This is a genomic window from Bradyrhizobium rifense, assembly GCF_008123425.1.
GTDB classification, from domain to species: Bacteria; Pseudomonadota; Alphaproteobacteria; order Rhizobiales; family Xanthobacteraceae; genus Bradyrhizobium; species Bradyrhizobium rifense.
This window is the reverse complement of the sequence record NZ_VSSS01000025.1, coordinates 76,158-88,876: the sequence shown is the minus strand read 5'-3', so window position 1 is coordinate 88,876 and position 12,719 is coordinate 76,158. Positions and strand designations below refer to the sequence as shown.

15 protein-coding genes and 1 pseudogene are annotated in these 12,719 nt (G+C 63.6%); 5 read left to right on the top strand and 11 right to left on the bottom strand.

All coding sequences use genetic code 11. The features are described 5' to 3' along the window. The first annotated feature begins 70 nt into the window (after positions 1 to 70). Together FXB40_RS15875 and FXB40_RS15870 are read left to right on the top strand one after the other, a co-directional pair. On the top strand, positions 71 to 892 hold the full coding sequence (locus tag FXB40_RS15875; RefSeq protein WP_148773121.1) for a DUF72 domain-containing protein: 822 nt from the start codon (positions 71 to 73) through the stop codon (positions 890 to 892). Between the two features lie 10 nt (positions 893 to 902). Beyond that, positions 903 to 1,364, top strand: a complete 462-nt coding sequence (locus FXB40_RS15870) for a DUF488 domain-containing protein (protein ID WP_148773120.1) — start codon at positions 903 to 905, stop codon at positions 1,362 to 1,364. 102 nt (positions 1,365 to 1,466) lie between these two features. Here the strand turns inward: FXB40_RS15870 and FXB40_RS15865 are convergent, their stop codons facing one another. The 10 genes and pseudogenes from FXB40_RS15865 to FXB40_RS15820 form a co-directional block, all read right to left on the bottom strand. Next, positions 1,467 to 2,381 carry a PhzF family phenazine biosynthesis protein gene (locus FXB40_RS15865; RefSeq protein ID WP_148773119.1) on the bottom strand — a complete coding sequence of 305 codons (915 nt, stop codon included), beginning with the start codon at positions 2,379 to 2,381 and terminating at the stop codon, positions 1,467 to 1,469. 119 nt (positions 2,382 to 2,500) lie between these two features. Then, positions 2,501 to 3,394 carry an amidohydrolase family protein gene (locus tag FXB40_RS15860; RefSeq protein WP_148773118.1) on the bottom strand — a complete coding sequence of 298 codons (894 nt, stop codon included), beginning with the start codon at positions 3,392 to 3,394 and terminating at the stop codon, positions 2,501 to 2,503. 22 nt (positions 3,395 to 3,416) lie between these two features. After that, a pseudogene (locus FXB40_RS15855) lies at positions 3,417 to 4,667 on the bottom strand (MFS transporter); the annotation flags it as partial. 42 nt (positions 4,668 to 4,709) lie between these two features. Continuing rightward, a complete protein-coding gene (locus FXB40_RS15850) occupies positions 4,710 to 5,441 on the bottom strand; it encodes a GntR family transcriptional regulator (protein WP_148773117.1) in 732 nt (243 codons plus the stop codon). 126 nt (positions 5,442 to 5,567) lie between these two features. Further along, the gene (locus FXB40_RS15845; protein WP_148773116.1) at positions 5,568 to 5,768 is read right to left on the bottom strand and encodes a hypothetical protein; all 201 of its coding nucleotides are present in this window, start codon (positions 5,766 to 5,768) and stop codon (positions 5,568 to 5,570) included. A 116-nt stretch (positions 5,769 to 5,884) separates the two neighbouring features. Beyond that, positions 5,885 to 7,192 (bottom strand): adenylate/guanylate cyclase domain-containing protein, encoded by a 1,308-nt coding sequence (locus FXB40_RS15840; RefSeq protein ID WP_148773115.1) that lies wholly within the window; start codon positions 7,190 to 7,192, stop codon positions 5,885 to 5,887. A gap of 29 nt (positions 7,193 to 7,221) precedes the next feature. Continuing rightward, positions 7,222 to 8,385, bottom strand: coding sequence for an ABC transporter permease (locus FXB40_RS15835; protein WP_148773114.1), 1,164 nt, complete (start codon positions 8,383 to 8,385; stop codon positions 7,222 to 7,224). Then, entirely contained in the window at positions 8,382 to 9,314 is a 933-nt protein-coding gene (locus FXB40_RS15830; RefSeq protein WP_148773113.1) for an ABC transporter ATP-binding protein, read from the bottom strand. Before FXB40_RS15830 ends, FXB40_RS15835 begins: the two co-directional genes overlap by 4 nt. Then, positions 9,311 to 10,099 (bottom strand): HlyD family secretion protein, encoded by a 789-nt coding sequence (locus FXB40_RS15825; protein ID WP_148773112.1) that lies wholly within the window; start codon positions 10,097 to 10,099, stop codon positions 9,311 to 9,313. Before FXB40_RS15825 ends, FXB40_RS15830 begins: the two co-directional genes overlap by 4 nt. Continuing rightward, positions 10,096 to 10,782, bottom strand: a complete 687-nt coding sequence (locus tag FXB40_RS15820; RefSeq protein WP_148773111.1) for a TetR/AcrR family transcriptional regulator — start codon at positions 10,780 to 10,782, stop codon at positions 10,096 to 10,098. The genes FXB40_RS15825 and FXB40_RS15820 overlap by 4 nt, the downstream gene beginning before the upstream one ends. 106 nt (positions 10,783 to 10,888) lie before the next feature. On the opposite strand from FXB40_RS15820, the gene FXB40_RS15815 reads away from it, so the two are divergent. From FXB40_RS15815 to FXB40_RS15805, 3 genes are read left to right on the top strand one after another with little or no spacing between them, the layout of a single operon-like run. Continuing rightward, positions 10,889 to 11,224, top strand: coding sequence for an ArsR/SmtB family transcription factor (locus FXB40_RS15815; RefSeq protein WP_148773110.1), 336 nt, complete (start codon positions 10,889 to 10,891; stop codon positions 11,222 to 11,224). Then, complete coding sequence (locus FXB40_RS15810; RefSeq protein ID WP_148773109.1) at positions 11,221 to 11,685, top strand: SRPBCC family protein; 465 nt, start codon at positions 11,221 to 11,223, stop codon at positions 11,683 to 11,685. The genes FXB40_RS15815 and FXB40_RS15810 overlap by 4 nt, the downstream gene beginning before the upstream one ends. Positions 11,686 to 11,696: 11 nt before the next feature. Further along, entirely contained in the window at positions 11,697 to 12,110 is a 414-nt protein-coding gene (locus FXB40_RS15805; protein ID WP_148773108.1) for a GFA family protein, read from the top strand. A gap of 56 nt (positions 12,111 to 12,166) precedes the next feature. On the opposite strand, the gene FXB40_RS15800 is transcribed toward FXB40_RS15805, so the two are convergent. After that, positions 12,167 to 12,577, bottom strand: coding sequence for a DUF2000 family protein (locus tag FXB40_RS15800; RefSeq protein WP_148773107.1), 411 nt, complete (start codon positions 12,575 to 12,577; stop codon positions 12,167 to 12,169). Positions 12,578 to 12,719 lie beyond the last annotated feature (142 nt).

Below are 12,719 nucleotides of genomic sequence, written 5' to 3'. Positions count from 1 at the left end.
CGCAACTGGCCAATCACTTCTGGTTTGACTAGGATGCAGAGCTCCCCTTCCCGTCGATGCGAGATCCCCCGTGGCAAAAGCAAAAACCGCGACCAAAAAATCCGGCAACATCTTCATCGGCATCGGCGGCTGGACCTTCGAGCCCTGGCGCGGCGTGTTCTATCCGGAGAAGCTGACGCAGGCGAAGGAGCTGGCCTACGCGGCCTCGAAGCTGACCTCGATCGAGATCAACGGCACCTATTACGGCTCGCAGAAGCCGGAGAGCTTTCGCAAATGGGCAAGCGAAGTGCCCGAGGGTTTTGTGTTCTCGGTGAAGGGCCCGCGCTTTGCCACCAACCGCCGCGTACTCGCCGAGGCCGGCGATTCCATCAAGCGGTTTTATGATTCCGGCGTACTGGAACTCGGCGACCATCTCGGGCCCGTGCTCTGGCAATTCGCGCCGACCAAGAAATTCGACGGCGCCGATTTCGGCAAGTTTCTGGAGCTGTTGCCGCGCAAGCTCGATGGCCGCGCGTTGCGGCACGTGGTGGAGGTGCGCCACGACAGCTTCTGCGCGCCGGACTTCATCGCGCTGATCCGCGAATTCGAGACGCCGGTGGTGTTCGCCGAGCACGGCAAATATCCGGCGATCGCCGATGTCGCCGGCGATTTCGTCTATGCCCGGCTGCAGAAGGGCAATGACGAGATCAAGACCTGCTATCCGCCGAAGCAGCTCGATGCCTGGGCTGAGCGCTTCCAGGCCTGGGCCGACGGCGATGAACCCGACGACCTTCCGAAGGTCGACAAGGCGAAGCCCAAGAAAGAGCCGCGCGACGTGTTCGCCTATGTCATTCACGAGGGCAAGGTGCGCGCGCCGCACGGCGCCATGGAACTGATCGCGCGGGTGAGCTGAGGATCATTTCATGGCGAGGGCGAAAAAGCTCTTCACCATCGGCTATGAGCAGACGCCGCCCAAGGCCGTGCTGGACGAGCTGGAGCAGGCCGGCGTCAAGCTCGTGGTCGACGTGCGCGCGGTGACGTCGTCGCGGCGGCCGGGCTTTTCCAAGAAGCAGCTTGCCGCAGGCTTGGATGAGCGCGGCATCGCCTATGTCCATCTCGCAGCGCTGGGCACGCCCAAGGAAGGCCGCCTCGCCGCGCGCAGCGGGCAATACGATGTACTGGAAAAGATCTTCTCAAAGCACTTGAAGGCGCCTGAGGCCAGGGAAGCGATGGACGAACTCTCCGCGCTGGTGAAGAAGGCCGGCCCCGTCTGCCTGCTCTGCTACGAGCGTGATCACACCCATTGCCACCGCCAGATGATCGCGGAGATCATCGAGGAGCGCGATGGGGTGGCGGTGAAGAATCTTGCGGGGCGGCAGGTGTAGCTGCCCCGTTCTGTAGCCCGGATGGAGCGAAGCGTAATCCGGGACCCGTGTCCCTCGCAGGGATCGCCCCGGATTGCGCTTCGCTCCATCCGGGCTACAAACTCACCCCTCCCCCGCCAGCCTGAACGTCCCCTCCATCATCTGCACGCAGCTGCCGCCGACATGGGCGGAGACGATTTTGCCGTCCTGCTTGCGCACACGTGTCAGCAACAAGCTCGGCCGGCCCATGTCAAAACCCTGGCCGACCGTGAGCTTCAATTCACCGTCGCGCATGGGATCGAGATCGGCGAACAACGCGGCGGCAGCGACCGTCGCGCTGCCAGTGGCGGGGTCTTCGGCCAGACCGCCGGCGCCGCGCATGAACATCCGCGCCTGCCGCTCGCAGGGCGCCTCCGACGCGGGTACGTCGCGCGTGTAGAACCACACCGAGCGGGCGTCGTCGCGCGGCAAGACCCTGCCGAACGCAGCCGCGTCGGGCCGCGCCCGCTTGAGCGCATCGCGCGAATGCACTTCCGCCACAAGGAACGGCGTTCCGACGCCGACAACCTGCGGAGCGTGGCAATCGACCTTGATGTCATCAGCAGCCAACGAGATGCAGGCCGCAACGTCGGCGGCGGAAACCTCCGCCAGTCGCGAGAGCGGCCGCGGCGCGGTGAGCTCGGTGCTGATCACCCTTCCTTGCTCCCGCACGATATCGACCGGAACCAACCCGGCTATCTCCTCGAACAGCAATCGCGGCTTCGGCTCTTTCGCAAGGCTCGCCAGCACGAAGGAAGTCCCGACATTCGGATGGCCGGCGAACGGCATCTCCCTCACCGGCGTGAAGATGCGCACCTCGGCGTCGTTGGCCTTGTCGCGCGGCGGCAGCACGAAGGTCGTCTCGGAATAGTTGAACTCGGTCGCAATCGCCTGCATCTGTTGCGTGGAGAGTCCGCCCGCGTCGAGCACCACGGCAAGCTGGTTGCCGCCGAAGGCGCGGTCGGTGAACACGTCGACGGTGATGTAGCGGCGCTGCATGTAAAATCCTCACGCAAATGGCGACTGCAACCGGCCGCCTCGTGCAGCACTCTACAAGCCCGCAACATCGTCCGTCATGCCCCAAAATTCGGAGCAATCGGAGCAATCGCGCACGGGTGTCAGAAGCGGAAGAGTGGCCGCGGCGATGCCAGAACTTGTGCCCGCTCGCTCTTGTCGACGATGAGCGTGTCGAGGAATTGCCGGTTCTTGGCGTAAACCTGCGTCACCTCGAACTGCGTGTGCGGCCAGTCGCTGCCCCACAGAAGGCGATCGAGGCCATAGGCACTGCGCAACGGCGGATAAGCCTCTTTCGCAAAGCTTTCACCCGCAGCACCGTTGCGATACGGCGCGGAGATCTTGACCCAGACGTTCTTCGTCGCCCCTAACTTCAGCACAGACTGAAAGCCGGGATCGGCGACACCAAGTTTCGGATCAGGCAGCGCGTAATGATCGAGCACGACGGTGACGCCGAGATCGAGCAGCTGCGGCGCGAGCACAGCGAGGTCGGAGGCGTTTCGCTGGATCTCGACCTGCCAGCCCATCGCCCTCACGTTTGCGAGCAATCCCTTCCATTCGCTCGCCGCGAGATCGGGCAAGGGCTGACCAACGAGATTGAGGCGAATGCCGACGATGCCGGCGTGATCGAGCTCGCGCAGCTCGTCTGCAGAGACCGTGGGGTCGACGACGGCAATGCCGCGCAGGCGGCCGTTGGTCTGCTTCAGGCAGTTGACGAGATAAGAATTATCGGTGCCGAGGAAGCTCGGCTGCACCAGCACGCCATTGGTCATGCCGTTGTGGTCGAGCTGCTCGAGATAGAGCGACAGCGGCGCGTCGTAATCCGGCGCATAACGCCGGCCCGGCGCGAGCTTGAGCTCGCGATGAAAGACATGGGCGTGGGTGTCGATGGTCGGCAAGGCCGCCTCACTTCTGGCTGTGGTCGCGACCACTGTGACGAGCGACGCGAGGCCCGCACCAAACTGGCGGCGCGTCAGGCCGCGCTGAGGTAATGTCATGGTCGTTACTCCTCATACTTCGTCAGGCGTGCGTTGCCGCGGCCTGCTCGAACACCTTGCCGCGGGTCTCGGGCAGGAGCAGCACCGCGATCAGCACCAGCGAATAGGCGAAGGCCGCATCGATGCCGATCGCGGGCCCGAGACCGATGTGATCACTGAGGAAGCCGACCAGGAAGGGAAACGCAGCAGAGACGACGCGGCCGAAATTGTAGCAGAAGCCGACGCCGGTGCCGCGCACGCCCGCCGGATAGAGCTCACTGAACAGCGCCGCCATGCTGGCGGGAATACCGGCCGAGAAGAAGCCGAGCGGAAAGCCGAGCACCAGCATCTCGCCATCGGTCAGCGGCGCAAAGATGTAGACCAGCACGGTGGCGATGCAGGCGCTCGCGAAGAACGCGACATTGGCCCGGCGGCCGATGCGGTCGCTGATTATCCCGCTCGCGACGCAGCCGCAGAAGAACGCGACGATGATGACCGCGAGATAGAAGCTGGAGCCGAGCACCGACAGGTGGCGCACCTCGCGCAGATAAGTCGGCAGGAACGTCGTCAGCGCGGCATAGCCGCCATGGGCGCCGATGCCGAACAGGCCGCCGACCAGGGTCGAGCGCAGCACGTCGCGGTGGAAGATGCCGGAGAGCGTGGAGAAGAACGGCGCCTTGGCGTCGGCTGCCACGGCACGCACCGGTTCTTTCAGTCCCCGCCGGATGTAGATGATGAGCAGCGCCGGCAACAGCCCGATCGCAAACAGGATGCGCCAGGCGATGTCCGCCGGCGCATAGGTGAACACCAGCGCCGACAACAGCACCGCCGCACCCTATCCGATCGCCCAGGCGCTCTGCACCGAGCCAAGCGCCTTGCCGCGATGCTCGGGGCGGATGATCTCGGCCATCAGCACCGCGCCGACGGCCCACTCTGCGCCGAAGCCGAGGCCCTGGATGGCCTTGAGCACCACGAGCTGGGTGTAGCTCATTGCGAATGCGCAGGCGAAGGTCGCGAGCGCAAAGGTCAGCACCGTAATCTGGAGCGCCTTGACGCGACCGAAACGGTCGCCGAGCGCGCCGCCGAGCCAACCGCCGAACGCGCCGAAGAACAGCGTGACCGAGCCGAGCAGGCCGGCATCGGCCTTGCTGATGCCGAAGGCCGCGATCAGTGCGGGGATGGCGAGGCCGAACATCTGGACGTCGAGCGCATCCAGCGCCCAGCCGCCAAAGCTTGCCCAGAACGTCCGCTTCTCAAGCGGCGAGCATTCGCTGTACCAGTTTGACATTGTTTCCCCCTTGAATTGTTTATTGCTTGATGTCGTTGAAGGCCGCGGTCACCGGATCTCGGCGTGATAGCGGAAGCGGTCCGCCGGCCCCCGCGAGCGGCGCCATTCGATCGGCTGTCGCTCCAGATCGAGCGCAAGGCGCTCGATCACGATCAGCGGCGCGTGCGCTTCGAGCCGCAATAATCGCGCCTGCATCTCGTTGGCGGTCTCGACCGTCAAGATTTCCTCGGCGGAGACGACGACCTCGCCGCAGCGCTCCTCGTAGAGCGGATACAGCAAGTCGCCGAACTCGGCCGTATCGATCTCGAGAATTTCAGCGAAACGCGATTGCTGGAGCCAGATCTCTTCGGCGAGCAGCGGCACGTCGTCGATCAAACGCAGGCGCGACAGGCTGATCACGGGCTCGCTGACCGGAATACGCAACGCCGATGCCACGGCCGTCGTCGCGGGCACGCTCTTGCGCCGGATGATGCGGCTCTTCGGCACGCGCCGCTCGCCGCTTTCGGACTGGAAGCGGAAGAAGCGGAACAGCGAGGAGTTGAAGCGCGCGCGGCGCACGAAGGTGCCGCGGCCCTGCTGGCGCTCCAGCACGGTGTCGGCGACGAGCTGGTCGATTGCCTTGCGCACGGTGCCGATGGCGACGCCGTAATGGGCGCCAAGCTCGGCCTCCGACGGAATCGGCTCGCCCGGCCGCCATTCATTGCGGTTGATCCGCGCGGCGAGGTCGTCGCGCAGGCGCTGGTAGCGTGGCAGGCGGTCGTCGCGCGGAGTTGAATTCATATAGTCATATAGATGACTAGATGAGAAGGGAGTCAAGCACTACTGAGGTACCGCACAGCCGGCAAGCCGCAGCGAGCGCGAGGCCGGATCGCAGACTTCGCCAACCCGGCCTCGCCTTCGCAATCGTCAGTTCATGGTCTTGGGCATGCAGGGCGGCTCCTTGTAGGGCGCCGTGGCATAGGCGCCCACTGCGGGAGCCCTGACGCAATCGGCCGTCGCATGGGTTGCGGCGCGGCGCACGGGAGCGCTGTCGCGTGCGGCTGCAGCCTGGGTTTGATAGACGGAAGCGGCGATCAGGGCGGCCGAGACGAAGGTCAGTCGGGTCATGGATTTTCTCCGCGTGACAAACGGACGGCGAAGGTTTTTCGACGTCCTGAGTGCAAGAGCGGAATGCCCCGTGAGATATTTCGGCCGCACGTTCAAACAAACGCGAGCAGCGCCCCTCACCCCAATTGAAACACCGCGACCGGCTGCTCGTAACCGCGCACCGTGACCTCGCCGAGCGCCACCGCATCCTCGCCGTCTTCGCCGAGCGCCTCGCGCACGGAGGCGGAGATCAGGAGCTGCGAGCCGAACTCCTTGTTCAGCGCCTCCAGCCGCGAGGCGAAGTTCACGGTGTCGCCGATCACCGTGTATTCCTTGCGCCGGGGCGAGCCGATATTGCCGGCCACGACCTCGCCGAAATGGATGCCGATGCCGATACGCAGCGGCCAGCTCGTCTGCGCATTGATGTGGTCCATCGCGGTCAGCATCTCGCGGCCGGCGGCGACCGCGCGATGCGCGGCATCGGAGGCCTCCAGTGGCGCACCGAACAGCGCGAGAAAGCCGTCACCCAAAAACTTGTTCACAATGCCACCCTGGCGATCGAGAATGTCGACCAGTACGGCGAAGGCGCCGTCGAGCCGGTCGACGACCTCCTGCGGCGTGCGCGACTGCGCGCCGGCGGTGAAGCCGCGGAAATCGACGAACATCACGGCGACGCGGCGGAGGTCGCCGGCCGCACTGGTCCCCTCCGCCATCAGCCGCTCCACCACCTGCGGCGAGACGTGCTGGCCGAACAAATTGGTCACCCGATCGCGCGCGGTGGTGGCCGCAATGCTCGCAGCAAATTGCCGCCGCAACCGCGCGCCGACAGCGCCCGCGAGCACGCCGCAGATCAGGATGATAGTGCTGCGTACCGCGTGAAAGTAGATCAGCGGTTCGCCGGCGTCGTTCGCCGAATTGTAATACAGCGCGACGGCCAGGAGTTCGGCCGCGGCCACAAATCCGGTGAAGGTCGACAGCCAGAAATCGAGCCGGAGCGTCGAAAGAATAATGAAGATGAAATAGGCCAGCGGCAACACGAAACCGAGCGCCTGGCTAGCGCCCATGCTGCGAATTTGCAGGATCAGGATGATCGTCGGCAGCGATGTTTCGATGAGTGCGCCGATATAGCGCCGGATCACCGGTAGGTCGCGATCGAGTTCGAGGTTTCGCCTAATCTGGCTGTGGACCCAGACCTCGAAAAGGATGAAGCCCGCCAAGAGGGTGTATTCGCGGACGAGGCCTCCCGTCCCGCGCCAGATCCGGTTCACGATGGCAGGGTCGATCAGGTAGGTTGAGGTGAGGAACAAGATCATCACGCAGCCGGTGATGATCAGTGCCCGCACACGGAGCAGCTCGGTGCGCAGCACTTCGCGCGTCAGCTCACGCTCGAACTCCTCCGACAAGACGGCTTTCTGCCGGGCTTTTCCGCTGACCAAGCTGACCACTCCACCCCTCGATTCCGGGGCAGTCTGCCTCAATCCAGCGTGCGGCGGAAGCGCGTCACGGCGATGGTCATGGCGACCAGCATCAGGACAGCGAGCGCGGCGGCGTCGAAACGCAGATTCGGCATGGAGGCGCCCTTCAGCATGATGGCGCGGACGATGCGGATGTAATGCGTCAGCGGCAGGCCTTCGCCGACATATTGCGCCCAGGCCGGCATGCCAGCGAACGGGAACATGAAGCCGGACAGCAGGATGCTCGGCAGGAAGAACATCATCGACATCTGCATGGCCTGGAGCTGGTTCTGCACCAGCGTCGAGATCGTATAGCCGATCGACAGATTGGTGGTGATGAACAGCGTCGAGAGCAGCGCCAGCAGGAACAGATTGCCGAGCACGGGCACGCCGAACAGGAACACGCCGATGCCGATGATCAGGAAGGCCTGGACGAAGCCGACCAGCACGTAAGGAATGATCTTGCCGAACATCACCTCGACCGGCTTGATCGGCATCGACAGCAGGCTCTCCATAGTGCCGCGCTCGACCTCTCGCGTCACCGAGAGCGCGGTGAAGATCAGCATGGTCATGGTGAGGATGGTACCGACCAGGCCCGGAACGATATTGAGACTGGAGTTCGCAGCCGGATTGTAGCGGGCGTGCGCGCGGATCTCGAACGGCATTTCCGGGGGATTGCCGATATAGAGATCGTGCGCCAGCGCAGTCTGCACGATCATGCCGAGCGAGCCGAGTGCGGCGCTCGCCGCGACCGGATCGGTGGCATCGGCCGCGACCAGCAGCGCCGGCTTGTCGCCGCGCCGCACCGCGCGCTCGAAGCCGCGCGGGATCTCGACGCCGAACAGCACCTTGCCTGATTTCAGGAGATTGTCGAATTCGTCGACGTCGTGAACCTCGTAGATGAAGCGGTAATAGGCGGTGTTCTCCAGCGCCTTCAGCACCGAGCGGGCGAGATCGGAATCCTCCTGGAGCAGCACCGCGCTCGGTAAATTGTGCGGCGTGGTGTTGATGGCATAGCCGAACAGCAACAGCTGCATCACCGGCAGCATCACGATCATCGCGAACGACACCCGGTCGCGCTTGAGCTGGATGAACTCCTTGATCAGCATCGCATAGGAACGCTTCCAGAAGCCGAAACGCTCGCGGATTTCGTGCGCGGGAGCCGGATGATCGACGGTGCTCATTGGAAATTGTCCTTGGAGCGGCCCATCAGCTCGATGAAGACGTCTTCCAGCGAGGGCGCGGATTTGTTCCAGTGCAGATCACTCTTGTCGCGCCACGGCGCGATGCTGGCCTCTAACGCGGCAACGTCGCGCCCCGAAACATGCAGCGATGTGCCAAACGGTGCGACCATGTCGATTCCGGGTTTGCCGGTGAGCGCGGCCGTGAGGTCGTTCAAATCGTCGCCCGTTACGGTGTAGGTCGTGAGCGCAGATCCCGCGATCACCTCCTCCACCGTGCCGTGCGTCAGCAAATGGCCGTAGGCGATGTAAGCGATCTCGTGGCAGCGCTCGGCCTCGTCCATGTAATGCGTCGAAACCAGCACGGTGAGCCCTTCGGCCGCGAGCGCATGGATCTCGTTCCAGAAATCGCGCCGCGCCTTGGGATCGACGCCGGCCGTCGGCTCGTCGAGCAGCAACAGCTTTGGACTGGGCAGCGTGCAGGCGCCTAACGCAAGCCGTTGCTTCCAGCCGCCGGAGAGCTCGCCGGCGAGCTGCTCCTCGCGGCCCGAGAGCCCGAGCCGCTTGATCATGTCGCGCGCAGCACCCCGCGCATCGCGCATGCCATAGAGCCTCGCGACGAATTCGAGATTCTCGCGCACGGACAGGTCCTGATAGAGACTGAAGCGTTGGGTCATGTAGCCGACCTGGCGCTTGATTTTTTCCGCATCCTTCAGGATGTCATAGCCGAGGCAGGTGCCCTCGCCGCTGTCGGGCGTCAGCAGGCCGCAGAGGATGCGGATGGTCGTGGTTTTGCCTGAGCCGTTCGGCCCGAGAAAACCATAGATCGAGCCGCGCTTCACTTGCATCGACAGATCGTGCACGACCTCACGACCGCCGAACGATTTTGTGAGGCCCTTGACGTCGATCGCGATGTCATTGCCGGCGTTCATCGCTTGTCCGCCACCGGGGTTTTGGGGTTGAGATAGACACTGATCGGCTGTCCGACGCGCAAGGCATCCGGCCGCGACGGCCGCGCCTGGATCAGGTAGACGAGCTTGTTGCGCTCATCGAGGCTGTAGATCACCGGCGGAGTGTATTCGGCGTTGGTCGCGATGAAGTAGATCTTTGCGGTGAGATCGGCGGCACAATTATCGCAAGAGATCCGCACCTCGTCACCGATTGAAAGTTTCGGCAACTGCGTTTCCGGCACGAAAAAGCGCAGCTTCAAGTTGCCGGGCGGCATGATCGAGAGCACCGGCCGCTGCGCCGCCACCATCTCGCCCTCGCGGAAATAGATCTGCTGGATGGTGCCGGCGACCGGCGCAAAACCCTTGCGTCGCGCCAGACGCGTTTGCGAGGTCACCACCCGCGCCTGCGCAACCCGCAAATCCGAGACCGCGGAATCGAGCGCCGCCTGCGTGCCGGAGCCGGTCTTGCGCAGGGAATCCGCACGATCGAAGACCTGCTGCGCATTGGCCAGCGTCGCCTTGTTCTGGTTGAGATCGGCGAGCTGAAGATCGTCGTCGACGTCATAAAGGGCGTCGCCGACCTTCACTGCATCACCCTCGCGGATATCGAGCTTCGTCACCCGCCCCGCCTCGTCCGGGCTGACATAGATCATGTCGGCCTCGACCCAGCCCTGGAAGCCGGGATCGCGCTTCTCGTTGCATCCGGCAAGACCGGTTGCGAGCACGGCGGCCAATGCGAATGAAAAAAACGCGTGCGACGACCTCATGTCGTCCTCCGTTCGCCAAAAATCAAATCGAGATGGACGCGCAGCATGTCCTGCGCGTCGAGCGGCGCGTGCCGTGCAAACAGGCTCTGCCAGATCACCGCGATCATCGCCGGCGCAATCAGGATCTGCGGATAGCGCGCGAGGTCCCTCTCGCGGATCTCACCGCGGGCGATGGCGAGCTCGATCAGCGCGCGCATGCCGGCCATCCCGCGCGAGACGACTTCGCGGTAGTAGAAATCGGCGACCGACGGAAAGCGTGGCCCCTCGGCCACGATCAGGCGCACCAGGTCTCCGCGCCTTGTACCGATCACCTCTTTCAGAAAATTGTTCGCAAAGGCTTCGATCAGATCGCGCACCGAGCCCGTCAGCGGCGGCAATGCATTGAGCCGCGCCACCACCGGCACGATCACGGTGCGCACCAGCTCCTCGAACATCGATTCCTTGTCCTTGAAGTGCAGGTAGATCGTCCCCTTCGCGACGCCTGCGCGCTTGGCAATGTCGTCGAGCCGCGTCGCGGCAAAGCCGCGCGCAATGAACTCCTCCATTGCCGCCTCCACGATCGCCGCGCGCCGCTCGGCCGCGCGTGTGGCACGGCTTGATGCCGGAGCAGCGGCTTCCCCTCTGGTTTCGGGCTTGTGAGTGGCTGCTTTGGCCGTAGCCGCTTTGGTGGGCGTTTTTGTCATTCTCAATTTATGACTGACTAGTCAGTCATAGTCAATTGCGGCTTAGATCGCCTCGTGGATACGAATTAGCATTGACTAATGAATTAGCCATTGCTAATTAAACGACATGATCGAAGCCGCCCCCAATCCCGTCACCGCCGTGATGCGCGCCCTCGCCGATCCGACCCGCCGTGCGGTGTTCGAGCGCGTGTTCGAGAGCAAGGAGATCAGCGTCGCCGAGCTGACGCGCGGCAGCGGCGTGACGCAGGGCGCAATCTCGCAGCACCTGAAATCGTTGAAGCTGGCGGGCCTCGTCGCCGAGCGCGCCGAGGGCCGCAACGTCTATTACCGCGCCGCGCCCCAAGGCCTCGAACCGCTGGTCACCTGGATGGATCATTACGGCGTCTTCTGGCGCGAGCGCTTCGAGAACCTGCGTGACCTCTTGAAGGAGATCGACCCGTGAGTGCAGCCGCGTTGAAAGCCGAGACCCAAGACATCGTGCTGGACGATGTCTTCCCTCACGCGCCCGAGACGATCTGGAAAGCGCTGACCAGCGCCCAATTGATTGCGCGCTGGCTGATGCCACCGACCGGTTTCGAGGCCGTCGTCGGCAATACTTTCACGTACCAGACCAAGCCGGGTGGCAACTGGGACGGCGTCATCCATTGCCGCGTTCTGGAGGTCATACCGAACCGGCGCCTCGTCTACGCCTGGAAGGGCGGCGATGAGCGCAACATTGGTTACGGCGCGCCGCTCGATACTGTCGTCACATGGTCCCTCACCCCGGTCGAAGCCGGCACGCGGATCCAGCTGATTCATGCGGGCTTCGTGCTGCCCAGGAACGAGAGTGCCTACACCATCATGAGCGGCGGCTGGAAGAAGGTCGTCCGGCAGCTCGACGAGATCAGCGGCGAAGAGAGTTAGGAGTCATCACAATGGACAAGCCCTTTACCGGCGGCTGCGCCTGCGGCGCGATCCGCTATTCGATCGCCGGCGAGCCTCTGTTCGCCAACCATTGCCAGTGCCGGGACTGCCAGCGTGAAAGCGGCACCGGCCACGGCTCCTACGCCACCTTCGCGCGCGCCGGCGTCAACGTGACCGGCCGGGCCAAGACATGGGACATGGTCGGCGACAGCGGCAATGTGAAGACGCGCGCCTTCTGCCCCGAGTGCGGCGTCGCCGTCTACATGACCTTCAAAGCCATGCCCGACATCTTCACCATCCGCGCCGCGAGCCTGGACGAGCCCGCCCGCTACAAGCCGCAAGTGGTCACTTACGCGGCGCGCGCCTATGACTGGGATCATCTCGATTCCAGCCTGACCAAATTCGAGACAATGCCGCCCAGTTAGGATACTTGGTGCGCTCCCGCTCGCGGGAGAGGTGAACAGCCAGCACCTTCGCTATCTCAACTATGAAACTTCAGCCCATCAACGATCTTGTCGATCACCTTGCGATCGGCGCGCATCGCGATGCCGACGAGATTGAGGTCAGTGCGCGCAACCGCCTTCACCACCTCGCGATTGGCGGCATCATGCGTGGTCTTGAACATGTCCTCGGTGTAGACCGCCGGCGTGACATTGCGCGTGAGTGCGCGATCGAGTGCGCGTGACAAGGCCGGACCATCGGCTCCATAGATCAGGATCGGCTGGCCGATCAGCGCAAGATATTTCGTGCTTGAGGCATCCTCATAGGCATCGCCGATGCACTCCGGAAAGGCGGCAGCGACGCCGCTCGTCAGGAACGATGCGACATTAAGCTTTTGCCAAGCCTGAAGATCGTTGCGAATGACAACGGCGATCTTGGTGTCGAACTGCATGAATTCTCCCAACACACATCCAAGCGTCGGGAAAGAAAGAAGATTCCCCGCGCAGATGGCGGCGGACATGAACGTAACCCGGATTGACCCATCGATCACAGCTCGCAAATTTTCAATGGAGATGCGACGGGCTGCGCTTCTC

Excerpts from the sequence above, each read along its gene's own strand:
- FXB40_RS15870 (WP_148773120.1), top strand. The coding sequence starts at position 903 with ATGGCGAGGGCGAAAAAGCTCTTCACCATCGGCTATGAGCAGACGCCG.
- FXB40_RS15865 (WP_148773119.1), bottom strand. The coding sequence starts at position 2,381 with ATGCAGCGCCGCTACATCACCGTCGACGTGTTCACCGACCGCGCCTTC.
- FXB40_RS15860 (WP_148773118.1), bottom strand. The coding sequence starts at position 3,394 with ATGACATTACCTCAGCGCGGCCTGACGCGCCGCCAGTTTGGTGCGGGC.
- FXB40_RS15850 (WP_148773117.1), bottom strand. The coding sequence starts at position 5,441 with ATGAATTCAACTCCGCGCGACGACCGCCTGCCACGCTACCAGCGCCTG.
- FXB40_RS15845 (WP_148773116.1), bottom strand. The coding sequence starts at position 5,768 with ATGACCCGACTGACCTTCGTCTCGGCCGCCCTGATCGCCGCTTCCGTC.
- FXB40_RS15835 (WP_148773114.1), bottom strand. The coding sequence starts at position 8,385 with ATGAGCACCGTCGATCATCCGGCTCCCGCGCACGAAATCCGCGAGCGT.
- FXB40_RS15830 (WP_148773113.1), bottom strand. The coding sequence starts at position 9,314 with ATGAACGCCGGCAATGACATCGCGATCGACGTCAAGGGCCTCACAAAA.
- FXB40_RS15825 (WP_148773112.1), bottom strand. The coding sequence starts at position 10,099 with ATGAGGTCGTCGCACGCGTTTTTTTCATTCGCATTGGCCGCCGTGCTC.
- FXB40_RS15820 (WP_148773111.1), bottom strand. The coding sequence starts at position 10,782 with ATGACAAAAACGCCCACCAAAGCGGCTACGGCCAAAGCAGCCACTCAC.
- FXB40_RS15815 (WP_148773110.1), top strand. The coding sequence starts at position 10,889 with ATGATCGAAGCCGCCCCCAATCCCGTCACCGCCGTGATGCGCGCCCTC.
- FXB40_RS15805 (WP_148773108.1), top strand. The coding sequence starts at position 11,697 with ATGGACAAGCCCTTTACCGGCGGCTGCGCCTGCGGCGCGATCCGCTAT.
- FXB40_RS15800 (WP_148773107.1), bottom strand. The coding sequence starts at position 12,577 with ATGCAGTTCGACACCAAGATCGCCGTTGTCATTCGCAACGATCTTCAG.